23 protein-coding genes and 1 pseudogene are annotated in these 25616 nt (G+C 71.9%); 14 read left to right on the forward strand and 10 right to left on the reverse strand.

All coding sequences use genetic code 11. The features are described from left to right. Window positions 1-126: 126 nt before the first annotated feature. The 3 genes from BJ965_RS23135 (at window position 127) to BJ965_RS23145 (ending at window position 3201) form a co-directional block, all read left to right on the forward strand. Window positions 127-681: an ATP-binding protein gene (locus tag BJ965_RS23135; RefSeq protein WP_184910411.1), complete on the forward strand. Its 555-nt coding sequence runs from the start codon at window positions 127-129 to the stop codon at window positions 679-681. Window positions 682-1059: 378 nt separating this feature from the next. After that, entirely contained in the window at window positions 1060-1761 is a 702-nt protein-coding gene (locus BJ965_RS23140) for an LPXTG cell wall anchor domain-containing protein (protein WP_184910412.1), read from the forward strand. A gap of 450 nt (window positions 1762-2211) precedes the next feature. Further along, on the forward strand, window positions 2212-3201 hold the full coding sequence (locus tag BJ965_RS23145) for a hypothetical protein (protein ID WP_184910413.1): 990 nt from the start codon (window positions 2212-2214) through the stop codon (window positions 3199-3201). A gap of 60 nt (window positions 3202-3261) precedes the next feature. Here the strand turns inward: BJ965_RS23145 and BJ965_RS23150 are convergent, their stop codons facing one another. Beyond that, the gene (locus BJ965_RS23150) at window positions 3262-4767 is read right to left on the reverse strand and encodes an oligopeptide:H+ symporter (protein ID WP_184910414.1); all 1506 of its coding nucleotides are present in this window, start codon (window positions 4765-4767) and stop codon (window positions 3262-3264) included. A gap of 516 nt (window positions 4768-5283) precedes the next feature. Here BJ965_RS23150 and BJ965_RS23155 point away from each other — a divergent pair. Next, window positions 5284-5961, forward strand: coding sequence for a response regulator transcription factor (locus tag BJ965_RS23155; RefSeq protein ID WP_030844734.1), 678 nt, complete (start codon window positions 5284-5286; stop codon window positions 5959-5961). Window positions 5962-5989: 28 nt separating this feature from the next. Beyond that, the gene (locus tag BJ965_RS23160) at window positions 5990-7264 is read left to right on the forward strand and encodes a HAMP domain-containing histidine kinase (protein ID WP_184910415.1); all 1275 of its coding nucleotides are present in this window, start codon (window positions 5990-5992) and stop codon (window positions 7262-7264) included. A gap of 50 nt (window positions 7265-7314) precedes the next feature. Here the strand turns inward: BJ965_RS23160 and BJ965_RS23165 are convergent, their stop codons facing one another. Beyond that, entirely contained in the window at window positions 7315-7821 is a 507-nt protein-coding gene (locus tag BJ965_RS23165; RefSeq protein WP_184910416.1) for a GtrA family protein, read from the reverse strand. Window positions 7822-7984: 163 nt separating this feature from the next. Here BJ965_RS23165 and BJ965_RS23170 point away from each other — a divergent pair, with 163 nt between their 5' ends. From BJ965_RS23170 to BJ965_RS23180, 3 genes are read left to right on the forward strand one after another with little or no spacing between them, the layout of a single operon-like run. Further along, a complete protein-coding gene (locus tag BJ965_RS23170; protein ID WP_184910417.1) occupies window positions 7985-9124 on the forward strand; it encodes a 5-(carboxyamino)imidazole ribonucleotide synthase in 1140 nt (379 codons plus the stop codon). Further along, the gene (purE, locus tag BJ965_RS23175) at window positions 9121-9648 is read left to right on the forward strand and encodes a 5-(carboxyamino)imidazole ribonucleotide mutase (protein ID WP_078885255.1); all 528 of its coding nucleotides are present in this window, start codon (window positions 9121-9123) and stop codon (window positions 9646-9648) included. The genes BJ965_RS23170 and purE overlap by 4 nt, the downstream gene beginning before the upstream one ends. Window positions 9649-9653: 5 nt before the next feature. After that, complete coding sequence (locus BJ965_RS23180; protein WP_184910418.1) at window positions 9654-10841, forward strand: dipeptidase; 1188 nt, start codon at window positions 9654-9656, stop codon at window positions 10839-10841. On the opposite strand, the pseudogene BJ965_RS39465 reads toward BJ965_RS23180, so the two are convergent. Next, window positions 10781-11006 (reverse strand): annotated as a pseudogene (locus BJ965_RS39465) (alkene reductase); the annotation flags it as partial. The gene BJ965_RS23180 and the pseudogene BJ965_RS39465 sit on opposite strands and share 61 nt — an antisense overlap. Before the next feature lie 226 nt (window positions 11007-11232). Between BJ965_RS39465 and BJ965_RS23185 the strand changes: the two are divergent. After that, complete coding sequence (locus tag BJ965_RS23185) at window positions 11233-12369, forward strand: dipeptidase (protein WP_184910419.1); 1137 nt, start codon at window positions 11233-11235, stop codon at window positions 12367-12369. Window positions 12370-12455: 86 nt separating this feature from the next. On the opposite strand, the gene BJ965_RS23190 is transcribed toward BJ965_RS23185, so the two are convergent. Both BJ965_RS23190 and BJ965_RS23195 read right to left on the reverse strand, forming a co-directional pair. Continuing rightward, window positions 12456-12854: a VOC family protein gene (locus tag BJ965_RS23190; RefSeq protein ID WP_184910420.1), complete on the reverse strand. Its 399-nt coding sequence runs from the start codon at window positions 12852-12854 to the stop codon at window positions 12456-12458. A gap of 14 nt (window positions 12855-12868) precedes the next feature. Continuing rightward, entirely contained in the window at window positions 12869-13240 is a 372-nt protein-coding gene (locus BJ965_RS23195) for a VOC family protein (protein ID WP_030844717.1), read from the reverse strand. A gap of 116 nt (window positions 13241-13356) precedes the next feature. On the opposite strand from BJ965_RS23195, the gene BJ965_RS23200 reads away from it, so the two are divergent. Beyond that, entirely contained in the window at window positions 13357-13863 is a 507-nt protein-coding gene (locus BJ965_RS23200; RefSeq protein ID WP_184910421.1) for a CGNR zinc finger domain-containing protein, read from the forward strand. Between the two features lie 97 nt (window positions 13864-13960). Here the strand turns inward: BJ965_RS23200 and BJ965_RS23205 are convergent, their stop codons facing one another. Next, a complete protein-coding gene (locus BJ965_RS23205; protein WP_184910422.1) occupies window positions 13961-15304 on the reverse strand; it encodes a UDP-glucose dehydrogenase family protein in 1344 nt (447 codons plus the stop codon). A 188-nt stretch (window positions 15305-15492) separates the two neighbouring features. Here BJ965_RS23205 and BJ965_RS23210 point away from each other — a divergent pair, with 188 nt between their 5' ends. After that, entirely contained in the window at window positions 15493-16650 is a 1158-nt protein-coding gene (locus BJ965_RS23210; RefSeq protein ID WP_281402936.1) for an acyl-CoA dehydrogenase family protein, read from the forward strand. A gap of 55 nt (window positions 16651-16705) precedes the next feature. Here the strand turns inward: BJ965_RS23210 and BJ965_RS23215 are convergent, their stop codons facing one another. Continuing rightward, window positions 16706-17941, reverse strand: a complete 1236-nt coding sequence (locus tag BJ965_RS23215; protein WP_246545950.1) for a phospholipase D-like domain-containing protein — start codon at window positions 17939-17941, stop codon at window positions 16706-16708. 241 nt (window positions 17942-18182) lie between these two features. Here BJ965_RS23215 and BJ965_RS23220 point away from each other — a divergent pair, with 241 nt between their 5' ends. Beyond that, a complete protein-coding gene (locus BJ965_RS23220; RefSeq protein ID WP_184910424.1) occupies window positions 18183-18551 on the forward strand; it encodes a four-helix bundle copper-binding protein in 369 nt (122 codons plus the stop codon). Between the two features lie 89 nt (window positions 18552-18640). On the opposite strand, the gene BJ965_RS23225 is transcribed toward BJ965_RS23220, so the two are convergent. Further along, window positions 18641-19924: an LCP family protein gene (locus tag BJ965_RS23225; protein WP_184910425.1), complete on the reverse strand. Its 1284-nt coding sequence runs from the start codon at window positions 19922-19924 to the stop codon at window positions 18641-18643. A 119-nt stretch (window positions 19925-20043) separates the two neighbouring features. Between BJ965_RS23225 and BJ965_RS23230 the strand changes: the two genes are divergently transcribed. After that, window positions 20044-20601: an acyl-CoA thioesterase gene (locus BJ965_RS23230; protein ID WP_246545952.1), complete on the forward strand. Its 558-nt coding sequence runs from the start codon at window positions 20044-20046 to the stop codon at window positions 20599-20601. Window positions 20602-21028: 427 nt separating this feature from the next. Here the strand turns inward: BJ965_RS23230 and BJ965_RS23235 are convergent, their stop codons facing one another. Continuing rightward, window positions 21029-22510, reverse strand: a complete 1482-nt coding sequence (locus tag BJ965_RS23235) for an LCP family protein (RefSeq protein ID WP_184910427.1) — start codon at window positions 22508-22510, stop codon at window positions 21029-21031. A 126-nt stretch (window positions 22511-22636) separates the two neighbouring features. Here BJ965_RS23235 and BJ965_RS23240 point away from each other — a divergent pair, with 126 nt between their 5' ends. Then, a complete protein-coding gene (locus tag BJ965_RS23240; protein WP_184910428.1) occupies window positions 22637-23674 on the forward strand; it encodes a glycosyltransferase family 2 protein in 1038 nt (345 codons plus the stop codon). Between the two features lie 249 nt (window positions 23675-23923). On the opposite strand, the gene BJ965_RS23245 is transcribed toward BJ965_RS23240, so the two are convergent. Beyond that, window positions 23924-25582, reverse strand: a complete 1659-nt coding sequence (locus BJ965_RS23245; RefSeq protein WP_184910429.1) for an LCP family protein — start codon at window positions 25580-25582, stop codon at window positions 23924-23926. Window positions 25583-25616: the final 34 nt, after the last annotated feature.

A 25616-nucleotide genomic window follows, 5' to 3' on the forward strand; every position in this document is an offset into this window, starting at 1 on the left:
ATCCTGAACCTGTCGGTCGCCAGGGTGGCGGGGGCACCGCGAAACCGACGTGCCGCGCACTGCGTGACCGACTGTGTAGTGAAGTTTTTGAATCGTGAACTGGTGAATCGGTGAGGTGAAGCGCTGATGAGCACCACCCGGCCTTACCCGCCGGGCGACCGCGGGCCGGAGCCCGGCGGCGCTTCCGGGGCGTCCGAGGGTGGCGTAGCGGCGGCCGGTGCGGCCGGCGAGGGCGTGGACGCGCCGTCCGGAGCCGCGGCGCCGCCGGGGGGTCGGCAGGTGCGCCGGCTGAGCTTCGACGACCAGAGCGGCGTGGTTCCGCTGGCCCGCGACTTCACCCGCCAGGCGCTGTACGCGTGGGGCTGGCTGCCCGCCGCCTCCGCCGACCAGCGGGCCGCCGCCGAGGATGTCCTGCTGGTCGTCTCCGAGCTGGTCACCAACGCCTGCCTGCATGCCGAGGGGCCGGACCAGCTGCGGATCACCTGCGACAACAAGGTGATCCGCGTGGAGGTCGCCGACCGGGGCACCGGTCAGCCCGCTCCTCGCACCCCGCACCGCGCGGGACGCCCGGGCGGCCACGGCATGTTCATCGTCCAGCGCCTGTGCCTGGACTGGGGCGTCGTCCGGACGCCGGGGGTCTCCGGCAAGACGGTCTGGGCGGAGCTGAGCGCACCCGCCTGATCGCGGGAAGTGCACGTCCGGCCCCAGCGTGTCACCGGCCGGCCCGTGGGCCGGCCCGAGGGTGCGCCTGTCCGATCGCGGGGCTTGCTGTCCGATCTCGGGCGTATCTGCTGATATCGGGCGTACGCGCTGACGTCAGGTGTATGCGCTGACATCAGGCGTACGCGCTGATGGCGGGCCTGGTGGGCGCCCCGAGGTGCGTCCGAACGGGTGACCGCCCGGCACGGGATCCCCGCCCCGCGTCCCCTCGTACATCACTCACCGCGCGCCGGATCCCCACGGATCCGGCGCGCACTGTGTCTTCCTTCCTCAAGGCCCCGGGCGTACCTTGACGGCCCGATCTGATACGCCGTCAGAAACAGAAAGGGGAGCGGCACCGTGTCGTACCGGAAACGAACCGCCGCGCTCGCGTCCGCCGCGGCCCTGGCCGGCTCGGCGGTGTGGATGGCCGCCCCCGTCGCCCGGGCCGAGGTCGTCGACGTCAACTACCAGTGCAAGACGCCGATCGGCGACAAGAGTGCCGTCTCGCCCATCGACATCAAGGGTGTCAGGAGCGGCAGCGGCTACCGGGTCACCATGTCCTGGCGGAAGGGCGTCTCCTCCAGCCCGGTCGAGCTGGGCAAGGGCGCGATGACGCCGAGCGCCACCATCGCCCTGGGCGGCGCCGGCAGCGGCACCCTGTCGGTGTCCGGCCCCGCCAACGACGCCGCGATCCCCGCCAACACGCCGATCAAGATCAGTGATCTGAGCGGCACGTACACGCCCAAGAAGAGCGGCGAGGTCACCTTCACGGCCGGTGTGCTCACCATCAAGGCGCTCGGCACGACGACGACCTGCACCCCGACGCACGACCCGGGCCCGTCCCTCACCCTCGACGTCACGGCCGCGAGCGGCGGTGGTGCCTCCGGTTCCGCCCAGGGCGGCGGCTCCGGCTCGGACGACGGTGCCGGACTTCCGCGGACCGGGCCAGAGGACTCGGCCGTAGCCCTCGGCACCCTCGGCGGCACGGTCCTGCTCGCCGGCGCGGCAGGCGCCCTGTGGCTGACGCGGCGTCACCAGGAAACACGGGCGGGCCGTTGACCCCCGGGCGCCCCTCCTGGCAGGCGCACCACTGAGCCCCGTCCCGCCCGCCGCCGGTCCGTACCGGGGGACCGCGCCTCGCCGGCCGTGCCGCGCGCCCGTACCGCAGGCCCGCGCCTCGCCGGCCGGGCCGCGCGGGTCCGTGCGCCGCCGGTCCGGCCGCAGGCCCGTACCGGGGAGCGCGGCCCGTACCGGGGGAGCGCGGTCCGTACCGGGGGAGCGCGCCTCGCCGGCCGTGCCGCGCGCCCGCACGGCAGGACCGTACGTCGTCGGCCCGGTGGAGCGCCGCACCGCAGGCCCGCGCGCTGCCAGCCTGACCGCAGGCCCCTGACCGCAGGCCCCCACCGCCCGCCCCGCCCCGCCGGTCCGGTCGGGCCCCCGTACCGCCGCAGGACCGTACGCCGCCGGGTCCGGCCGCACGTCCGCACCGTACGAGCGTTGGAGCCGCCGATGCCGCCCTCCGTCCGTCTCCCGTATGTGTCCCTGCCGGTGCTGCTCGCGCTGCTGCTCGTCCTGGCGGGTGCCGGGCCCGCCGGGGCGGTGGACCGGCCCGCCGTCGAGCTGTCCACGTCCCAGGCGGGTACGGGCGGTTCGGTCACCGTCAGCGGCAGCGGCTGGCGGCCCCGTGCGCTGCTGACGCTGCTCGTGTGCGGACAGGCCGAGCCGAAGCGGGGCGTGACCGGCGGCACCGACTCCTGCGCCAACGCCGACGGCCGGGCCGTCACCACCGGCGCCGACGGGCGCTTCCGTCGCGAACTGCCCGTCGTGGAGCCGCCCGTGCCGTGCCCCTGCGTGGTCCACGTGGCCACGGCGACCGGGCGCGGGGCCGAGGCCGACGCGGCCCTCCGGGTCGCCGGGCACGCCGTCGAGCCGCTGCCCGCCGACGCGGCCGGCGGCCGGCTGTCCCTGCTCGCGGACACCCGACTGCGGGGCTCCGGCGGTCTGCTGACCTGGTTCGGCTCCCCGCCCGCCCGGACCCTCGTGGTCACCGTGGGCAACGTCGGCACGTCCCCCGTGAAGAACCCGGTCTTCCAGGTCGGCACCGCGCACGGCGTGTTCGCCCCGCAGTGGCAGGACCAGCGGTGGCGCGGCACGATCCGCCCGGGCGGCAGGGCCCGCATCGAGCTGCCCGTGGAGCTCGGGGCCGGGGCGCACGGCGACTACACCGTGTCGCTGAAGTACGGCGGCAAGGTGCTCGCCGAGCACCCCTGGGGCGTGGGACGGCCCTGGGGTGTGACCCTCTTCTGGGTCCTCGTCCTGCTCGTCGTACCGGCGGCGCTGTTCCGCGCGGGCCTGGCCGTGATCGACCACGTACGACCGCGCCGCCCGGTCCACGCGGCCCGCCCGCCCGGCCGGCTGCGGCTGCCTGTCCGCCGCCGGGGGGCGGCCACGCCCTGGTTCGCCCCGGACACCGACCCGCCGCGATCGACCGGGAGATGAGGAAGGGCCGCCGCACCCGGGGGGTGCGACGGCCCTTCTCGAGGAGTCAGGCGGCGGTGATCAGCGGACGTCGCCCATCATGGCCTTGACCTTCTTGCGGTACATGTACACCGCGAAGCCGGCGACCACGGCGAGCGCCGCCTCCAGCGCCACGAAGCCGGTCTTGTCGAGGTTCACCCCGCCGACGGCCGGGTTGGACAGCAGCGCGGTGACGGAGTCGCCCGCGGTGACCGCGAGGAACCAGACGCCCATCATCTGCGAGGCGTACTTCGCCGGCGCCATCTTCGTCGTCACGGACAGACCCACCGGGGACAGCGTCAGCTCACCGACGGTCTGCACGAAGTAGATCGCGACCAGCCACATCGCCGCGGCCTTGTGACCGCCCTCGGCGATCGACAGCGGGGCGAGGAAGAGGAAGAAGGACGCACCCACCAGCACCAGACCGGAGGCGAACTTCACGATGGTGCTGGGCTCCTTGCCGCGCCGGTTCAGCCACAGCCACAGCCAGGCGAAGACGGGCGCCAGCGCCATGATCAGGACCGGGTTGACCGACTGGTACCAGGAGACCGGGAACTCCCAGCCGAAGATCGTGTTGTCGGCGCTCTTCTCGGCGAACAGCGACAGGGTCGAGCCGCCCTGGTCGTAGATCATCCAGAACACGGCGGCGGCGACGAAGAACCAGATGTACGCCGACACCTTCGAGCGCTCGCCCGAGTCCAGGTCCTTGTCGCGAAGGATGCGGGTGATGACCAGGATCGGCACGATCAGGCCGAGCAGCGTGAGCGGGATCAGCGCCCAGTTCAGGGTGTAGTGGCCGGTGCCGCCGACGATGCCGTAGAAGACCACGGCCACGGCCAGCCAGATCAGGCCCTTGCGCAGGGTGGAGGCCTTCTCGGCGGGTGTCAGCGGGGTCGGGACCAGGCTGCTCTTCGCGTCCAGGTGGCGGCTGCCGAGCAGGAACTGCACGAGGCCCAGCGCCATGCCGAGCGCGGCCAGCGCGAAGCCAAGGTGCCAGTTGACGTTCTCACCGACGGTGCCGATGACCAGCGGCGCGATGAAGGCGCCGAGGTTGATGCCGATGTAGAAGACCGTGAAGCCGCCGTCGCGGCGCGGGTCCTCCGGGCCGTCGTAGAGGTGGCCGACCATCGTGGAGATGTTGGCCTTCAGCAGACCGGAACCGATGGCGACCAGGCCCAGGCCGACGTAGAAGCTCGCGGCGGCGGGCAGCGCCAGGCACAGGTGGCCGAGCATGATGACCACGCCCGCGACGGCGACCGTCTTGCGGGGGCCGAGCACACGGTCGGCGAACCAGCCGCCGGGCAGGGTGAGCAGGTACACCAGCGACAGGTACACGGCGTAGATCGCCGTCGCCGTGCCCGCCGGCAGATGCAGGCCACCCGGGGCCACCAGGTACAGCGGGAGCAGGGCCCTCATGCCGTAGTAGGAGAAGCGCTCCCACATCTCGGTCATGAACAGAGTGGCCAGTCCGCGGGGGTGGCCGAAGAAGGTCTTCTCGGAACCGGGGGTGCCCGGTCGGGCCGAGTCCTTCGTCAGGCTGGACGCCATGGTCGTTCCTTGCTGCTCGGGACGCGCCCCGCGGCAGCGGTGGTGCGCCCGGTGGGGGGCTGCCGGCACCGGTGGGTACGGCCGTCCGCCCGACGCCTACGGGGGTCCGCTCCGGGTCACGAAGCGGTGGGCGGTCGCCACCGGGATCCACGCCTCTACGCGCGTCGCCGCACTACGAGGCCCGGCCACAGGTCGTTTCACGTTGGGGGCCGGCGGGAACCGGCCCGCACACAAAAGAGACCCTCAGGGCAAACGGCCTCCGAAGGTCGCCGTGGTGCTACAGGCGTTGAATCACCATACGGCAGGACACCGCCGCATATGGAAGGGCTTGAGACACGGATCACAGGTGTCGGAGGAACCACACGCCCTGTTTCCAAGGTCCTTACCAGGATCGCACCCCATAGGCAGAGGTCTGTCGGTCTACCACCGGAACGTAAGAACCGCGTAGGCCAACGGTAAGAATCAAGGATTCCGGTCACACCCCAGCTCAGGGCGTCGCAGGTCTACCATCACCACATGACCCGTGTACTGCTCGCCGAGGACGATGCGTCCATCTCGGAGCCGCTGGCCCGCGCTCTGCGCCGGGAGGGCTACGAGGTCGAGGTCCGCGAGGACGGACCCACCGCTCTCGACGCCGGACTGCAGGGCGGAGTCGACCTGGTCGTGCTCGACCTCGGTCTGCCCGGCATGGACGGCCTGGAGGTGGCCCGCCGCCTGCGGGGCGAAGGCCACGCCATCCCGATCCTCATCCTGACCGCGCGCGCCGACGAGGTGGACACCGTCGTCGGGCTCGACGCGGGCGCCGACGACTACGTCACCAAGCCGTTCCGGCTCGCCGAACTGCTCGCGCGGGTGCGGGCCCTGCTCCGGCGCGGCGCCTCCGAGCCGCAGCAGCCGCCCGCCACGCACGGCGTGCGCATCGACGTCGAGTCGCACCGCGCCTGGATGGGCGAGGAGGAGCTCCAGCTCACCGCCAAGGAGTTCGACCTGCTGCGGGTGCTGGTGCGCGACGCGGGCCGGGTCGTCACCCGCGACCAGCTGATGCGGGAGGTCTGGGACACGACGTGGTGGTCGTCGACCAAGACCCTCGACATGCACATCTCCTGGCTGCGCAAGAAGCTCGGCGACGACGCGGCCAACCCCCGCTACATCGCCACCGTGCGCGGTGTGGGTTTCCGTTTCGAGAAGAGCTGAGCCGCGAGGCGGGCTCGGGTAACAGGACATGCGTCGCCGACTGATCCAGTCCACGCTCGCCGTGGTGCTCGTCGTGATCGCCGTCTTCGGCGTCTCCCTCGTCATCGTCGAGACCCGGACGATCAGCAACAGCGCCCAGGAGCGGGTGGAGTCCGAGGCGGTCCGCCTCGCCAGCATCGTCGACAGCCGGCTCTTCGGGGCGCAGCAGGTCGACGCCGAGGTGCTGAGCAAGCAGGTCACCCAGGACCGCTACTACGCGGTGATCCGCATCCCCGGGGAGTCGCCCATCCAGGTCGGCACGAAGCCCGTCGGGGACGTCATCAGCGCGACCGCGCCCGGCGAGGAGGGCGAGACGGTCACCGTCCAGGAGCCGCGCTCGTCGGTGACCCGTGAGGTCGGCCGGACGCTGCTGATCATCGCGCTGGTCGCGCTGCTGGCGGTGGTGGCCGCGGTGCTGCTGGCCGTCCGCCAGGCGAACCGGCTGGCGTCGCCGCTGACCGACCTCGCGGAGACGGCCGAGCGGCTCGGCTCCGGCGATCCACGGCCCCGGCACAAGCGCTACGGGGTGCCCGAGCTGGACCGGGTGGCGGACGTGCTGGACGGCTCCGCCGAGCGCATCGCCCGCATGCTGACCGCCGAACGTCGGCTGGCCGCGGACGCCTCCCACCAGCTGCGCACCCCGCTGACGGCGCTGTCGATGCGGCTGGAGGAGATCACTCTCACCGACGACCCGGACACGGTGAAGGAGGAGGCGACGATCGCGCTGACGCAGGTCGAGCGGCTCACGGACGTCGTGGAGCGGCTGCTGACGAACTCCCGCGATCCGCGCACCGGCTCCGCCGTCTCCTTCGACCTCGACGAGGTCATCCAGCAGCAGCTCGCGGAGTGGCGGCCGGCGTACCGCAGCGCGGGGCGGGCGATCGTCAGCTCCGGCAAACGGCATCTGCGCGCGGTGGGTACGCCCGGCGCGGTCGCGCAGGTCCTGGCCGCGCTGATCGAGAACTCCCTCATGCACGGGGGCGGCACGGTGGCCCTGCGCACCCGCGTCACCGGCAACCAGGCGGTCATCGAGGTCACGGACGAGGGCCCCGGCGTCCCCGCCGACCTGGGCGCCCGGATCTTCGAACGGGCGATCAGCGGCCGCAACTCCACGGGCATCGGCCTGGCCGTGGCCCGTGACCTGGCGGAGGCCGACGGCGGCCGCCTGGAAATGCTCCAGACCAAGCCCCCGATCTTCGGCCTGTTCCTGTCCCGCACCCCCCTGCACCAGCCCGAGGACGACGAGGAACCGACGGTCCGCTAGGACCCGCCCGAGCACCGACGGTCCGCGAGGGACCGCCCGAGTCCGGAGGGTTACGGCACCTGCTGCTTCGCCTTCGGCGGGACGGTCTGCTCGCTCTGGCGGACCGGGGCCGGGGGAGCCGGCGTCTCGGCGGCGGGCAGGGCGCGGAAGACCCACGAGCGGTAGGACCAGAACCGGAACAGGGTCGCGATGCCGATGCCCAGGAACTTGAAGACGTTGTTCTGCAGCGGGGTGTTCCAGCCGAAGCCGTACGTGGCCGCGTACAGGACGCCGTTCTCGATGACCAGGCCGATCGCGCTGAACAGCAGGAAGAGAGTCATCTCACGCGTGCGGCGGCTCTTGTCGCGGTCGCGGTACGTGAAGTAGCGGAAGCCGACGTAGTTGAAGACGATCGCGACGACGGTCGCGATCACGCTCGCGCGCACCACCTGGAGGTCGGTGGTGTGCCGCACCAGGTTGAAGGCGACGAGGTTGACCAGCACCCCGAGACCGCCCACCGCGCCGAACTTGGCGACTTCGCGGACGATCCGTCGGAGCCGAGAGGCACCATGTCCCATGGTCGTGCAGGCCCCCGTCCGGTCGTCGGCGTCAACCCAGCCATGCTAACCACCCTCCCGCGCGATCTTCCTGCGGATGCCGGTGGGCGGCCGGAGATGGTCCGGGCGGGCCAGGGGAGGGACGGGAAACCGGCCACCCTGGCGCGGCCGATACCCTGAGGGAGTGACGTTCCCCGTAGTCGGCATGGTCGGCGGTGGCCAGCTCGCTCGTATGACACACGAGGCGGGCATCCCGCTGGGCATCAGGTTCAAGCTCCTCAGTGACACCCCGCAGGACTCCGCTGCGCAGGTCGTGAGCGATGTCGTCGTCGGCGACTATCGCGACCTCGACACGCTGCGCGAGTTCGCCCGGGGGTGCGATGTGATCACCTTCGATCACGAACACGTACCCACCGAGCACCTCAGGGCCCTGGAGGCGGACGGCATCCCCGTGCGCCCCGGCCCCGACGCGCTCGTGCACGCCCAGGACAAGGGGGTGATGCGCGCGAAGCTCGACGCGATCGGCGTCCCCTGCCCCAGACACCGGATCGTCTCCGACCCGCAGGACGTGGCCGCCTTCGCGGCCGAGGGCGAGGGATTCCCGGTCGTCCTCAAGACCGTCCGCGGCGGCTACGACGGCAAGGGCGTGTGGGTGGTCGACTCCGTCGAGGAGGCCGCCGACCCGTTCAAGGCCGGCGTCCCCGTGCTCGCCGAGGAGAAGGTCGACTTCCTGCGCGAGCTCGCCGCCAACGTCGTACGCTCCCCGCACGGCCAGGCCGTGGCCTACCCGGTCGTGGAGTCCCGCCAGGTCAACGGCGTGTGCGACACGGTCATCGCCCCGGCGCCCGACCTCGACGAGGCCCTCGCCCTGGAGGCCTCCGAGATGGCGCTGAACATCGCCAAGGAGCTCGACGTGGTCGGCCACCTCGCGGTCGAGCTGTTCCAGACCCGCGACGGCCGCATCCTCGTCAACGAGCTCGCGATGCGCCCGCACAACAGCGGCCACTGGTCGATGGACGGCGCCGTCACCAGCCAGTTCGCCAACCACGTCCGGGCGGTCCTGGACCTGCCCCTCGGCGACCCGCGCCCGCGTGCCCCGTGGACCGTCATGGTCAACGTCCTCGGCGGCGACTACCCGGACATGTACTCCGCGTACCTGCACTGCATGGCCCGCGACCCCCAGCTGAAGATCCACATGTACGGCAAGGACGTGAAACCCGGCCGCAAGGTCGGTCACGTCAACACCTACGGCGACGACCTGGACGACGTGCTGGAGCGCGCCCGTCACGCTGCCGGCTACCTGAGAGGCACCATCACCGAATGAGCCCTGTTGTTGGCATCGTCATGGGGTCGGACTCCGACTGGCCCGTCATGGAGGCCGCCGCCAAGGCCCTCGACGAGTTCGAGATCGCCTACGAGGTCGACGTCGTCTCCGCGCACCGCATGCCGCGCGAGATGGTCGCCTACGGCGAGCAGGCCGACGGCCGCGGGCTCAAGGTGATCATCGCCGGGGCGGGCGGCGCCGCCCACCTGCCCGGCATGCTCGCCTCCGTGACCCCGCTGCCCGTCATCGGCGTGCCCGTGCCGCTGAAGTACCTCGACGGCATGGACAGCCTCCTGTCCATCGTGCAGATGCCGGCCGGTGTGCCCGTCGCCACGGTCTCCGTCGCCGGTGCCCGCAACGCCGGTCTGCTGGCGGCCCGCATCCTCGCCGCGCACGACGAGGAACTGCGCGGCCGGATGCGCGACTTCCAGCAGGAGCTGAACGACCAGGCCACCGAGAAGGGCAAGCGCCTGCGCTCCAAGGTCGAGGGCTCGGGCGGATTCGGCTTCGGCGCGGGGAAGTGACGACGATGACCTCCCGGGAGGCAGCCCGGGAACTCCTGCGCGAGTTCCCGGTCGTCGACGGCCACAACGACCTGCCCTGGGCGCTGCGCGAGCAGGTCCGCTACGACCTCGACGCCCGCGACATCGCCGCCGACCAGAGCGCCCATCTGCACACCGACATCCCCCGGCTGCGCGCCGGCGGGGTCGGTGCGCAGTACTGGTCGGTGTACGTGCGCACGGACTCGCCCGACCCGGTCGCCGCCACCCTCGAACAGATCGACTGCGTACGGCAGTTGCTGACCCGCCACCCCGAGGACCTGCGCCCCGCGCGCACCGCCGCCGACATGGAGGCCGCGCGCGGGGAGGGCCGGATCGCCTCCCTCATGGGAGCGGAGGGCGGCCACTCCATCGCCAACTCCCTGGGCACCCTGCGCGGTCTGTACGGCCTCGGCGTGCGGTACATGACCCTCACCCACAACGACAACGTCGACTGGGCCGACTCCGCGACCGACGAACCGAAGGCCGGCGGCCTCACCGCGTTCGGCCGCGAGGTCGTCCGGGAGATGAACCGGCTCGGCATGCTCGTCGACCTCTCCCATGTGGCGGCGACGACCATGCGGGACGCGCTCGACGCGAGCTCCGCCCCGGTGATCTTCTCCCACTCCTCCGCACGGGCCGTGTGCGACCACCCGCGCAACGTCCCGGACGAGGTCCTGGAGCGGCTGCCCGCCAACGGCGGCATGGCGATGGTGACGTTCGTGCCGAAGTTCGTGCTCCAGGCGGCCGTGGACTGGACGGCCGCGGCCGACGAGAACATGCGTGCCCACGGCTTCCACCACCTCGACACCACCGCGGAGGCCATGAAGGTCCACCACGCCTTCGAGGAGCGGCACCCCCGCCCGGTCGCGACGGTGGCGACGGTCGCCGACCACCTGGACCACATGCGCGAGGTCGCCGGCGTCGACCATCTCGGCATCGGCGGCGACTACGACGGCACGGCCTTCACCCCCGACGGCCTCGCCGATGTCTCCGGCTACCCGAACCTCCTCGCGGAACTGCTGGAGCGCGGCTGGTCCAAGGCTGATCTGGCCAAGCTGACCTGGAAGAACGCGGTCCGGGTGCTGGACGCGGCGGAGGACGTGGCCCGGGGACTTCAGGCCACCCGGGCGCCGTCCAACGCCACGCTCGAGTCGCTGGACGCGTCCGCCGGCTGATCGTCGAGGGCGGGGTGGCCGGTGCAGCCGGTCGCCCCGCCCACGTACATGAAGTACCGGTCGCGCATCGCGGAGCGGCGCCCCGAGCCGCAGCCGTGTCACCAGGTCAGGGTTGGCGAGGACGGGCCGGCCGAGCGCGATCGGATCGGCCCCGGCGGCCGGTAGCGCCCCGCACGCCCGGTGCACCTCCTCCGTGGTGATCCGGAAAGCAGGGCATGCTGACCCGGTCCGCTCCCGGGACACCCTGGACGAGGTGATCGACGCGGCCCGGCCGTCCTGAGGGCGTGGTCCGCGAGGCCCGCGCCCTACTCCGAACGCCCCGCCCACCAGGAACCGCTCCCCGCTCCGTGCGACGGTGACCGTACCTCACGAACGACCGTACGGAGCCGCCATGGCAGACCTCCAGGACGACCTGCGCACCGCCGCCGCGGCCGCCGGCGAGTTCGACGAACTGGCCGAGCCGTACCCCGACGAGGGCGTCGTCACGGCGGAGTCGTACGAGCCCGTCTCCGACCCGGACGACGCGCCCATGACCCGGGCCCGCGCCATCCTCGCCGCGCACCCCGTCGCCGACGGCTACAACGGACTGCCCTGGGCGCTCAAGCGCCTGTCCTGGTACGACCTGGAGGACGGCGAGAGCACCGTCGACACGGACGTGCCCCGGCTGTGCAGCGGCCATGTGGGCGCGCTGTTCTGGTCGTTGCACCTGCCCGAGGGCCTCGACGGCGACCGGGCCGTCGGCGCCACCCTGGAGCAGCTGGACCTGGCGAAGACCGTCGTCCGCACCTGCGAGGAGGGCCTGCGGCCGGCCTGCACGGCCGGGCAGGTCGCCGACGCCCGCAACTGCGGCCGCGTCGCCGTGCTCCTCGGCCCCGCCGGCGCCCCGGCCCTGGGCGACTCGCTCGGCATCCTGCGCCAGCTGCACCTGCTCGGTCTGCGCGTCCTCACGCTGACCGGGGTGTCCTGGGCGAGCGAGGCGGGCCTGACCCGGTTCGGCGAGGAGGTCGTCCGCGAGATGAACCGCCTCGGTGTGATCGCGGACCTCTCCGGCGCCTCCGCCCAGACCCTGCGCCGCGTCCTGAGCCTGTCCCGGGCGCCCGTGCTGTGCAGCCGCTCCGCGGCCCGGAGCCTGCGCCCCCACCCGGCCAACCTCCCCGACGACCTGCTGGCGGAGCTGGGCGCGGCCAAGGGGCTGTGCCTGGTGCCGCTGACCGCCGAGCAGACCGGCCCGACCGTCCGCGATGTCGCCGACCATCTCGACCACATCCGCGCCGTGGCCGGAGCGCACTGCGTCGGGCTGTCCGGCACGTACGACTCCGGAGCCGCGCACCCGCAGGAGCTCGGCGACACCTCCTGCTATCCGAGGCTGATCGCCGAGCTGCTGAGGCGCGGCTGGGAGGAGGCCGACGTGGCGCTGCTGACCTGGGGCAACGTCCAGCGCGTCCTGCGCGGCGCCGATTTCACGGCCCGTGCCGTCCAGCAGCGCCGCGAGCCGTCCACGGCGACGATCTCGGAGCTGGACGGGTAGCGGGCCCGCCGTCGGACGGGCCTGCTGCCCGACGGGCCCGTCAGGCCGGACATGCTCGCGTCAGGCCTGCTCGATCCGGTCTCGCGTCAGTCCTGCTCGATCCGGCACAGGCAGAACGGATGTCCCGCCGGGTCGGCGTAGACGCGGAAGTCCTTCTTCTCGTCGTCCTCCTTGTCCAGCACCCGCGCGCCCAGCGCCAGCACCCGCTCCTCCGCCGCGTCGATCTCGTCCCAGGTCGACCCGGCGTCGAAGTCGAGGTGGAACTGCTGGGCGTTGCGGTCGGCCCGCGGCCACTCCGGCGGGGTGTGGCCGGGGGAGCGCTGGAAGGCGAGCCGGGGCCCGCCGGGGATGCGCAGCACCACCCAGTCGGGGTCGTCGTCCTCCCGCTCCGGCGTACCGCCGGCGACCTGTGCGTAGAAGCGGGCCAGCGCGTGGGGGTCGGGGCAGTCGACGACCACGGAACGCAAACGTGCAACGGCGGACATGGGACCTCCGGGGGTCAGCAGGCGCACAGGCAGAACGGGTGCCCGGCCGGGTCGGCGTAAACCCGGAACGTCCGCTCACGGTCCTCGGCGTCCAGCGGCTTCGCCCCGAGCGCCAGCACGCCCTTCTCGGCCGCGTCCAGGTCGTCCACCACGAGGTCGAGGTGGAACTGCTGGGAGCCGTCGGGCGACGGCCACCGCGGCGGTACGTACCCGGCGGAGGCCTGGAAGGCCAGCGGTGTGCCGCCCGGCACCTTCAGATCGACCCACTCGTCCTCCCCGTCGGTCTCCACGGTCGGCGTGCCGCCGAGCACCTCGGCGTAGAAACCGGCCAGTGCGCGCGGGTCGGGACAGTCCAGGACGACCACACCCAGCTTGGCGAGAGCCATGACTTCCTCCTCGAAGTTGCCGTTACCTGCTGAAGCGGGTAACCAGTAACCGTTACTGCATGGTCCCCCATAGGCGGTAACCTCGCAAGGGGAATCGCGAGAGGTACGGTCCAGCCATGACGGAGAGATCGCCCGCGCCCGGAGGCCTGGCCCTGGTCGAGGCCCTGGTGAACACGCTGGACATGGAGTCCGGCGCCGACGCGCTGGACACCCCCGAGGGCCGGGCGCGGCTCGGCATCACCGCGGACGGGACGGACCGGGCCCGCACCCTGCGCGAGTCCCTGCGGGCGACCCTGCTCGCGCACGCCGGCCACCCCCCGCACCGCCGGGTCACCCCCCTCGGCACACTCCTGGCCGAGGCCCCGCTCCTCGTCACGGTCGACGCGGCGGACGGCTCGGCCGCCCTCGTGCCCGCCGACGGCCGCTCGCTGCACGCGCGCGTGGCCGCCGCCGTGGCGGAGGCCCTGGTCGCCGGCACCTGGACCCGCCTGAAGGCCTGCGAGGCCGCCGACTGCCACTGGGCCTACTACGACCGCAGCCCGGCGGGCCGCGGCCGCTGGTGTTCCATGCAGGTCTGCGGAGCCCGCGCGAAGATGCGCCGCTACCGGGCCAAGGAGGCGTAGAGGACCCGCCTTACGGCCGGGTGGTGCAGAATGCACGAAGACGCCGGTTCGGCCGACTGAGCCTCGGCCGAACCGGCGTCACCCGTGTGGCGCGCGCTCAGGCGCGGGGACGCCCCATCGCCCGGTACGTCCAGCCGGCCTTGCGCCAGAGCTCAGGGTCCAGGGCGTTGCGGCCGTCCAGGATGACCCGCGCCGCGGCGACCTCGCCGAGCGCCTCGGCGTCCAGCTCGCGGAACTCCCGCCACTCCGTCAGATGCAGCACGATGTCGGCCCCGCGCACCGCGTCGAGCGCCGAGTCGGCGTAGCCGAGCGTCGGGAACACACCGCGGGCGTTGTCCATGCCCTTCGGGTCGTAGACCGTGACCTGGCCGCCCTGGAGGTGGATCTGCCCGGCCACGTTGAGCGCGGGCGAGTCCCGCACGTCGTCCGAGTCGGGCTTGAAGGTCGCGCCCAGCACCGCCACCCGCTTGCCCAGGAACGGCCCGCCGCCCAGTGCCTGCCGGGCCAGCTCCACCATCTGCCCGCGCTGGCGCATGTTGATCGAGTCGATCTCCCGCAGGAACGTCAGCGCCTGGTCCGCGCCCAGCTCACCCGCGCGCGCCATGAACGCCCGGATGTCCTTCGGCAGACACCCGCCGCCGAAGCCGATCCCGGCCCGCAGGAACTTCCTTCCGATCCGGTCGTCGTAGCCGATGGCCTCCGCCAGCTTGGCGACGTCACCGCCGGCGGCCTCGCAGACCTCCGCCATCGCGTTGATGAACGAGATCTTCGTGGCGAGGAAGGAGTTCGCGGAGGTCTTCACCAGCTCCGACGTCGGGAAGTCGGTCACCACGAACGGCGAGCCCTCGGCGATCGGCGTCGCGTACACCTCCCGCAGCAGCTTCTCGGCACGCTCGCTGCGCACGCCCACCACGAGACGGTCGGGGTGCAGGGTGTCGTCGACCGCGAAGCCCTCGCGCAGGAACTCCGGGTTCCACGCCAGCTCGGCATCCTCCCCGGCGGGCGCGTGTGCGGCCAGGTAGGCGGCGAGGCGGTCCGCGGAGCCGACCGGCACCGTCGACTTGCCCACGACCAGCGCCGGACCGTGCAGATGCGGGGCGAGCGAGGCCATCGCGGCGTCGACGTAGCTCATGTCGCAGGCGTACTCGCCGTGCCGCTGCGGGGTGTTCACACAGACGAAGTGCACATCGCCGAACGCGCCGATCTCCGCCCAGTCCTGGGTGAAGCGCAGCCGCCCGCTGGAACCCTCGATGCCGGCGACGTGCTTGCGCAGCAGTTCCTCCAGGCCCGGCTCGTACATCGGGGCCTCGGCGCGCTCCAGCTTCTCGATCTTCTCGCGCACCACGTCGAGGGCGAGCACCTCGAAGCCCAGCTCGGCCATGGCCGCCGCGTGTGTCGCGCCGAGATAACCGGTGCCGATCACGGTGATCTTCAGGGCCATGGGTACTCCAGGGGTCTACGGCATGCGGTGCGCGCCCGAGCATAGCCGGGGCATGGCAGCGCGCTTCACTGGGCAACTTCTCCGCTGTCGCCTAGCTCACGTATCACTCGCGTGGGCGACCCCATAAACTTTTGATTACTTAACGGTAGTTAGCGTCAGCATCGCAGCGTTTTGGAGCGTGAGAGACCTTGGCCGGATCGGCTGACTTCGACCTGTACCGCCCGTCCGAGGAGCACGACATGCTCCGTGACGCCGTCCGCTCGCTGGCCGAGGCGAAGATCGCGCCGCACGCCGCCGCGGTGGACGAGGAGGCCCGCTTCCCGCACGAGGCCCTCCAGGCACTGGTCGCGAACGACCTGCACGCCGTGCACGTGCCCGAGGAGTACGGCGGCTCCGGCGCCGACGCGCTGGCCACCGTCATAGTGATCGAGGAGGTCGCGCGGGTCTGCGCCTCGTCCTCCCTCATCCCGGCCGTCAACAAGCTGGGCTCCCTGCCGGTGATCCTCTCCGGCTCCGAGGACCTGAAGAAGAAGTACATGACCCCGCTCGCCAAGGGCGACGGCATGTTCTCCTACTGCCTCTCCGAGCCGGACGCCGGCTCCGACGCCGCCGGCATGAAGACCAAGGCCGTCCGTGACGGCGACCACTGGATCCTCAACGGCGTGAAGCGCTGGATCACCAACGCCGGCGAGTCCGAGTACTACACGGTGATGGCCGTCACCGACCCCGCCAAGCGCTCCAAGGGCATCTCCGCCTTCGTGGTCGAGAAGTCCGACGAGGGCGTCTCCTTCGGCGCCCCCGAGAAGAAGCTCGGCATCAAGGGATCCCCGACCCGCGAGGTCTACCTCGACAACGTCCGCATCCCCGCCGACCGCATGATCGGCGAGGAGGGCACCGGCTTCGCCACGGCGATGAAGACCCTCGACCACACCCGCATCACCATCGCCGCCCAGGCCCTCGGCATCGCCCAGGGCGCCCTCGACTACGCCAAGGGCTACGTCCAGGAGCGCAAGCAGTTCGGCAAGCCGATCGCCGACTTCCAGGGCATCCAGTTCATGCTCGCCGACATGGCCATGAAAATCTCGGCCGCCCGCGCCCTGACCTACCAGGCCGCCGCCGCCTCCCAGCGCGTCGACGCCGACCTCACCTACCTCGGCGCCGCAGCCAAGTGCTTCGCCTCGGACGTGGCGATGGAGGTCACCACGGACGCGGTCCAGCTCCTCGGCGGCTACGGCTACACGCGCGACTACCCGGTGGAGCGCATGATGCGCGACGCCAAGATCACGCAGATCTACGAGGGCACGAACCAGGTCCAGCGCATCGTCATGGCGCGCAACCTGCCGTAGCCCGTCTCCGCGGACGCGTCTCGGCCCCCGGCTCGCGCCGGGGGCCGGCGTGTTCTCACAGGAAGCGGCGGATCGGGGTCACCGCGGCCTCGGCCAGGCGCGCGGGCAGGGGGCGTCGCTTCCAGCGGGACGGGTCGATCGGTTCGCTCCGCTTCCGGTCGGCCTCGAAGTCGGTGTCGAGCCGCGCGGTGAAGTCCTCGTCGAGGACGGCCAGGACGACCTCCTCGTCGTGCTCCATGGAACGGCGGTTGAAGTTGGTGGAGCCGATGAGGGAGCAGACCCCGTCCACCGTGATGATCTTGGTGTGGAGCATGGTCGGCTGGTACTCCCGCACGTCCACACCGGCGTCGACCAGCGTCTGGTAGTGCTGCCGCCCGGCCAGCAGGCACGCCCGCTGGTCGGTGTGCGGGCCGGGCAGCAGGATCTCGACCCGGACCCCGCGGCGGGCCGCCGCGGCCAGTAGGTCGATGAAGTAGGCGTCGGGGGCGAAGTAGGCCGTGGCCAGCCGCAGGCGCTCCTGCGCCGAGGTGATCAGAACCCGCAGGACCGTCTGCATGTCCTGCCAGCCGAAGGACGCCGAGCCCCGCACGACCTGGACCGTGGCCCGGCCCGGCTGCTCCTGGGCGGTGAAGCGGTCGTGGTCGTCGTAGAGGTCGTCGTGGCACTCGGCCCAGTTCTGGGCGAAGGCCGCGGCGATGCCGTCCACGGCAGGGCCGCGGACCTGGACGTGGGTGTCGCGCCACTCGTCCGGGTTGCGCGCGTCGCCGGACCACTCCTCGGCGATGCCCACGCCCCCGGTGAAGGCGGTGTGCTCGTCGGTGACCAGCACCTTGCGGTGGCAGCGGTGGTTCTGGCGCATCGGCGACAGGCGCGTGGGCCGGCGGAACCAGGCCACCTGCACGCCGGCCTCGTCCATGGCGTCCAGCAGGTCCCGCTCTATCTCCTTGGCCCCGAAGCCGTCCAGCAGCAGCCGCACCCGGACCCCCGCGCGGGCCCGCTCGGCCAGGGCCGCGGCGAACTCGTGCGCGACCTCGCCGCGCCAGTACACGAACGTCATCATGTCGACGGTGTGCTCCGCGGCCCGGATGGCCGCCAGCATCGCCGGGAAGATCTCGTCGCCGTTGCGCAACGCCACGAGCTCGTTGCCCTCGGTCGCCGCGATGCCGATCAGCCGCTCCAGCCGTCTGCGCAGCCGCTGTTTCTGCTCCTCCGGACCTCTCGCCTCCGGACCTCTCGCCTCCGGGCCTCCCGCCTCCGAAGTCCGCGTCTCGTCGTACGTCTGCTGTGTCATGTCCGGGTCTCCCCCTGCACGGATGTCTCGCCGCCCCGCCCTCGCGACGCCGGGCCCCGGCGCGCCTGCACCCCTTTTTGCCGCTGCGGGCGGTTTCACGCAGAGCCCGGTGCGTGATGCCACACACCCGGACGAGCACCGCACACGGGCGGGTCCGCCCTGTGGTGCTCATGGGGCCGGAGGCGTAGGACGAGAGGTGCGGGCGTCGATCCGCGGCTCCCGCCACCCCCAGGAGGACGTCATGACCCAGCAGCCCGCCACCACCACCACCCCGCTCAGCAAGGAGATGCAGGACTGCGTCCAGGCGTGCATGACCTGCCACAGCGTGTGCGAGGAGACCATGAGCTCCTGCCTGCAGATGGGCGGCCCGGCCCAGATGCAGATCATGCGCACGGTCATGGACTGCGCCGAGATGACGCGCATGTGCGCCGACATGATGATGCGCCGCTCGCCCCTGATGGCCGAGATGTGCGCGATGTGCGCCCGGGCCTGTGACATGTGCGCCGAGGCGTGTATGTCCATGCCGGACGACGCGCAGATGATGCGCTGCGCCGAGGCGTGTCGCCGCTGCGCCGAGAGTTGCCGCTCGATGTCGGCCGCCTCGATGTGAGGACCGCCGCAGACAGCGGAAGGGGGGCACCCGGGCCGGGTGCCCCCCTTCCGCTGTCCGCCCGCCCGGTCGCCGGGGACGGTGCCCGCTCAGTTGCCCGAGACGGTGACCTGCTCGTCGTTCTTCAGCTGGTTCACCAGCGTCTTCACCTTCACGGTGTCCCACTGGAGGTTGCCGTTGGCGGCGTTGCCCGCGATCGGCATGTTCATCGACTTGCCCTCGCCGCCGCTGACGCCCTTCATCGCCCAGAACATGGACGCCAGGTCGAACAGGCCCATGTCCTTGTCGACCACGAGGGTGTCCAGGCCGGCGCTCATGGTCGGGTACAGCTTGAAGGGGTTGAGGACCGTGCCCGGGGTGGCGACCTGGTTGGCCAGGGCCGAGAGGAACTTCTGCTGGTTCTTCGTACGGTCCAGGTCGGAGCCCGCGAGCGCGTAGCGGGTGCGGACGAAGGCGAGGGCCTGCTCGCCGTTCAGCGTCTGCTTGCCCTTCTTGAGGTCCGCTCCGGACTTGGTGTCCTTGATGTCCTGCGGGATGTCCATCTCGACGCCGCCGACCGCGTCGACGATGTTCGCGAAGCCGGCGAAGCCGATCTCCACGTAGTGGTCGATGTGCAGGCCGGTGTTGGCCTCCACCGTGCGCACCAGCAGCTCCGGACCGTCCTCGGCGTAGGCCGCGTTCAGCTTCGTCTGGCGGCCGGTGTTCGGGTAGAACTTGCCGGAGTCGGAGCCCTTGAACGACGGGATCGTGACGTTCGAGTCGCGCGGCAGCGAGATCAGCGTCGGAGCGCCGCCGCCGGTGTGCAGGATCATCATCGAGTCCGTGCGCTTGCCCTCGGCGGACCCGGTGTGCAGCTTCTTCTTCTCCTCGGCCGACATCCCCTTGCGGCTGTCGGAGCCGACGATCAGGTAGTTCGTGCCCTCGCCCGCCTCGGGACGCTCGATGACCTTCGACAGGTCGACGTCGCGGTTGAGCTTGGAGTCGGCCCAGAAGTACGTACCGACGCTCGTCACCACCAGCAGTGTCACCACCGTGATGGCCGTCACCTTGATACGGCGGCGCCAGTTCGGGGCGGGGCGCGGCTCGTACATGCCGTCGCCCGGGCCCCCGGGGCCTCTGCCGCCGGGGGAGCCGTAGACCTGGCCGGTGTTGTAGCCGCTGTCGTAGCCGTCACCGGGGCCGTAGCCGCCGCCGTCGACGTACGAGGGCTGCGGAGGTACTCCGCCGCCGTACCCCGCCTGCCCGGGCGATGCCGCCGGACCGCGGCGGACCTGCCGCATGACACGGGCGCTCTCGGGCTGTGCGCTCGAGCTTCCGCGTCCGTATCGGCTGCCGCGGTTGTCGCCGGAAAATCCCTCGGGCCAGTCATTCATGCGCCCCAGTGTGCAGGTCCCGGTAGTGGCACATACAAGAGTCGTCGGAAAATCAGAGCAGGCCTGTGGCGAAGCTGACACAAATCCCCCCCATGCCGCCTCGGCATAAGGTAGGGGCCATGACAGACCAGGCCCCAGCTGCGGATTCCGGCGGTCCGGAAATCCCGGGCAAGCCGACCTCGGCGTCCCGCACCACCCTCAGCCACATCATGACCCACAACGACACGAACCTTCTGGGGACCGTGCACGGCGGGGTGATCATGAAGCTGGTCGACGACGCGGCGGGGGCCGTGGCGGGACGGCACTCCGGTGGGCCCGCGGTCACCGCGTCCATGGACGAGATGGCGTTCCTGGAGCCGGTCCGCGTCGGTGACCTGGTGCACGTCAAGGCCCAGGTCAACTGGACCGGCCGGACCTCCATGGAGGTCGGCGTCCGGGTCCTGGCCGAGCGCTGGAACGAGTCCGCCCCGGCCACCCAGGTCGGCTCCGCCTACCTCGTCTTCGCCGCGGTCGACGCCGACGGCAAGCCCCGCCGGGTCCCGCCGGTCCGCCCGGAGACCGAGCGCGACAAGCGCCGCTACCAGGAGGCCCAGATCCGCCGCACCCACCGCCTGGCCCGCCGCCGCGCGATCATGGACCTGCGCGAGAAGCGAGCGGCGGAGGGCTTCGAGGACTGACCGGCGCGTCCCGGCCTCCAGTCCGCATGCCGTCCCGCTCGGCGGGCCTAGGCTGCGTGGCCGACCTTGGCCGCGCGCCGTTTTGTGCGGCTGGGCGTTCCGGTGTGGCCGGGCCTGTGGTTCGTGTGCCGTCCTGCTCGGCGGGCCTCGGTTGCGTGGCCGACCTTGGCCGCGCGCCGTTTTGTGCGGCTGGGCGTTCCGGTGTGGCCGGGCCTGTGGTTCGTGTGCCGTCCTGCTCGTCGGGCCTAGGCTGCGTGGCCGACCTTGAGGCCGCGTGCCGCTTTGCCCGGCCGGGCCTGCCGTGTGGCCCGGCCCTCGGGACGCATACCGTCTCGTCCGGCTGGGCCCAGCCGTGTGGCTTGGCCTCCTGGCCGCGCACGACGCCGCGCCACGGACCGGACCGGGCCGACAAGCGCGGCCATGGCCCCTAGCCGCACGCCACCTCGTCCCCCCGCACCACCCCGAACTCGCCCTGCCCCGGATCCTCGGCCCGGACCTTGCGGACGCGTTCGAAGTCGGCCCCCGCGATCACCTTCAGGGTGGCGCCCAGGCCCTTGACCGCCCGCAGTTCGCTGCCCGGCAGGGCGGTCGCCAGGGACCTGGCCGAGCGGTCCCAGCGGGGGTCGTAGGCGACCACCGTGCGCTTCACGTCACGGGTGGCGGCGTTCACGGGGGCGTGCGTCGTGCGGAAGCCCGTCGAGGCCAGGGCCGCGTCCACACGGCGGCCGAGGCCGGGCGTGCCGGTGCCGTTCTCCACCTGGACGCGGATCTGCTGCGGCGCGACCGCGACGACCAGGGCCGCGCCGCGCGACCGGTGCACGGACAGCGGCTGGTCCCGGCGCAGCGCCTGGAAGAGGCGCTCCGACTTCACCGGGTCCCACTTCAGCGTCGAGCCGACGCCCTTCACGGCGTACCCCATGCGCCCGATCGGGACGGTGGTGAACTCGGAGGAGGAGGGGGAGAAGTTCCGCATGGCGCGGCCCAGGTCCAGCATCTCGTCGGTGCCGAAGCCCTTGTCGGCCCGCACGGAGCCGAGCACCGCCCGCGTCACGTCCCGGAACTTCATCGGGTTGAGCAGGATCCCGGACGAGGTGAGCCGTTCCACGAGCGCCGCCATGAAGCGCTGCTGCCGCTTCATGCGCCCCAGGTCGGACGCCCCGTCGACGTGCCGGGCGCGGACGAACTGGAGCGCCTGCCCGCCCGCCAGGGTGTGCCGCCCGGCAGGCAGGTTCAGGCCGGTGTAGCTGTCCTTGAGGGGGTCGGTCGTACAGATCTGCACGCCTCCGACCACGTCCACCGTCTTCATGAAGCTGGTGAAGTCGACCTCCAGATAGTGGTCGATCTTCACCTTCGTCATGCTTTCGACGGTGCGCACGGTCAGCTGCGGCCCGCCCTCGGCGTACGCGGCGTTCAGCTTGACGGGGTGCCCGTGGTGCCGCTTGCCCGACACCCGGTCGACATGGGCCGGCGTCACCGCGTACGAGTCGCGCGGCAGGCTCACCACGCTGGCCCGCTCCCGGTCCCCGGAGATGTGCACGATCATGATCGTGTCGGTGCAGTGGCAGGGCGCACCGCCCAGCCGGTACTTGCGGCGCTCCTCCTTGCTGATCTTCTCGCGGCCGTCGGTGCCGACCAGCAGGACGTTCATGCCGTGGCCCGCCTGCGGGCGGTTCTTCATGTCCCTGAAGGGGTCGACCCGGGCGATGTCCGCGTCCAGGCTGGTCATCACCGCGTGCCCGATGCCGGCGGAGGCGAGGACCACCACGGACAGCGTGGTGACCGCCCGCATGGCCCAGCGCGGCTTGCGGGCGGGCGGGGCGGGTCGCCGCGGAGCGCGGCGGGGGGTGGGGGGCTGCGGGCGGCGGCGGGGACCGGCGGTGGACCGAGGGGACCGCGGCGGCGTGGGCATGGGGCACCTCCGGACGACGGCCGTACGTGGGATCCGTGAAACCGTAGGCCGATACGATCTGCGGCCCGCGCCACCGCCCCGGCGGCGCGCAACGCTGTCCCCCGTTCGCGGTAACGTGAGGCCCCTATGAACGCCAATCCCGACGTGCGGCACCCCGCCGTTTCCGTGATCATGCCCGTCCTCAACGAGGAGCGGCATCTGCGGGGAGCAGTCCAAGCGATCCTCGCGCAGGAGTACGCCGGCGAGATGGAGGTCGTGATCGCCCTCGGTCCGTCCACGGACCGCACGGACGAGATCGCCGCCGAGCTCGTGGCCGAAGACGCGCGTGTCCACACCGTCCCCAACCCCACCGGCCGGACGCCCGCGGCGCTGAACGCGGCGATCAACGCCTCCCGGCATCCGATCGTCGTCCGCGTCGACGGGCACGGCATGCTCTCGCCGAACTACATCGCGACCGCCGTACGGCTCCTGGAGGAGACCGGCGCGCAGAACGTCGGCGGCATCATGCACGCCGAGGGCGAGAACGACTGGGAGCACGCGGTCGCCGCCGCGATGACCTCGAAGATCGGGGTCGGCAACGCCGCCTTCCACACGGGCGGCCAGGCCGGTCCGGCCGAGACCGTCTACCTCGGTGTGTTCCGGCGCGAGGCGCTGGAGCAGCAGGGCGGCTACAACGTGGAGTTCATCCGCGCCCAGGACTGGGAGCTGAACTTCCGCATCCGCGAGGCCGGCGGTCTGGTCTGGTTCTCGCCCGAGCTGAAGGTGTCGTACCGGCCGCGGCCGAGCATGAAGGCGCTGGCCAAGCAGTACAAGGACTACGGCCGCTGGCGCCACGTGGTCGCCCGCTTCCACGAGGGCTCGATCAACCTGCGTTACCTCGCCCCGCCGACCGCCGTGTGCGCGATCGGGGCCGGGATCCTGGTGGGCGCCCTGCTGACGCCGTGGGGCTTCGTCGTGCCGGGCGGCTATCTCGCGGCGATCCTGCTCGGCTCGGTGCCGGCGGGCAAGGGCCTGCCGCTGAAGGCGCGGCTGCAGATCCCCGTGGCGCTGGCCACGATGCACATGTCGTGGGGCTGGGGCTTCCTGACCAGCCCGCGGGCGCTGGCGAAGAAGGTCATCGCCTCCCGTCGCCCCGCGGTGCGTGCGGACGCCGCCGCGAGCTGACCCGACCTGACGCGAATGTCGTCGTCACGGCCGTCCACCGCGAGTGGACGGCCGTCATCCATCCGGCGACGGCGGTGACCGCCCCCCTGGTCGGACTGGCCACCGGGGTCCTCACCGGTCTCTACCCGGCCCGGCGCGTCGGCCGCATCCAGCCGGCGGAGGCGCCGCGCCGCTGGCCCGCCCTCGGACACGAAACGGGGCCCGCCGTCCGGAAGGACGGCGGGCCCCGCTGTCATCCACGGGACGTGCTCACCACCGGTACGGCCGGTACACGTCCATGCACTCCTTCTTGTCCGCGCTCAGCGCGTCCGCGGAGTCGGGCAGGTCGCCCGCCGCGGGAGCCTTCTGCTTCGGGTAGGTCGTGCCCTCCCGCCAGTCGCTGCCGATGGTCAGCGTGGTGGTCACGTCGTCCGTGGCCCGCACCTGACTGCCGGGGATGCCGACCGCCTTCGCCACCGACAACGCGTTGGCCCGGCCCTGCTCCCCGGTGCCCTTCGGGTACGTCACCTGGGTCCGGCCGTGCGGATCCTGCCGGCCGGCGGCGACGGCCCGGGTGAAGCCCTCCTGTTGCAGCGCGGCCACGATCGCGGCGGCCCGCTGCGGAACGGCGGCCTGCTCGTCACCGGCCGTCCCGTTGACCACGGTGACCGACAGCCCCTCGGCCGGCGCGGCGGCGGGCCCCGTGGCCTTCCCCGACGCCGGGGACGGATCCGAGGTCCCGGCCGCGCGTGCCTTCCCCGCCTTGTCGAAGGAGACGTCGTCGCGGAGCATCGCCCACATCGTGTCGGCGTCCTCGGGCTTGGGCACGAGGTGGTTGCGGTCCAGGGGGTCCTCGATCCACGGCATCGTCGTCATCGTGATGCGGTTCGTCGGGACGGACTTCAGCTGCATGCCGACGTCGTACAGCTCCTTGACCGTGCCGATCTCCTCGGACACCTTCAGCGCCTTCGTGCCCGACTCGGCCAGACCCATCAGACGGCCGGTGTCGGTGAAGACGTTCTGCTCCTTCAGCGTCCGGATCATCGCGTTCATGTACATGTGCTGCGCCTTGGCACGCAGCGGGTCACTGCCCCAGGCATGACGGGTGCGCAGCCACTGCAACGCCTCCTTGCCCTGCACCTTGTGGGTGCCGGCCTTCAGCTTCAGCCCCGAGCCGCCGCGCTGGCCGGGCAGCGGCCGGTCCCACACGTTCTGGTTGACGCAGACCGGGACGCCGCCGATCGCGTCCGCCATGTCCACCACTCCGGCGAAGTCGACCATCATCCAGTGGTCGATGTACACGCCGGTGAGGTTCTGCCAGGTGGCGAGGGTGCAGCCCGGGCCGCCGCGCTGGAGCGTCTCGTTGATGATCGTGTTCTTGGCCGGGTAGGTCTCGCCGGTGTCGGGATCGGTGCACTTGGGGATGTCCACCCGGGTGTCCCGCGGGATGCTCACCACGGACGCGCTCTCGCGGTCCGCCGAGACGTGCAGGAGCATCTGCACGTCCGCCAGGGGCTTGCTGCCGATGTTGTCCCGGCCGCCGCCGAGCTTCACGTTCTCCGCGGAGTTCCGGCTGTCGGAACCGATCAGCAGGATGTTGAGCGGGGTCTGGCCGGCCGCGTTGGGCCCGGTCTTCTCGACGTCGGACTCGCCGGCGTTGCGCTTGCCCTTGTCGATGTTGCCGTTGAGATGGCGGTAGTAGAGGTATCCGGCGCCGGCCGTCCCGAGTATCAGGACCGACAGCACGATCGCGGACCAGCGCAGTATCCGGCGTCCGCCGCCGCGCCGCCGGCCGTGCCGTCGGCCGGGGCCGCCTCTGCCTCCCTCGCTCCCGCCCCCCGCGGGCGCCGCCGTCCCCGGACGTTCGTCCTGGGCCAGGCCGCCCGAATCGTGCCGTGTGGCGCCTCCGCGCACGTCACTCTGCGCCATACCCCTGCCTCCCACCCCTACGGCCGACCCACGG

The organism is Streptomyces luteogriseus, from assembly GCF_014205055.1.
In the GTDB taxonomy this organism is placed as follows: domain Bacteria; phylum Actinomycetota; class Actinomycetes; order Streptomycetales; family Streptomycetaceae; genus Streptomyces; species Streptomyces luteogriseus.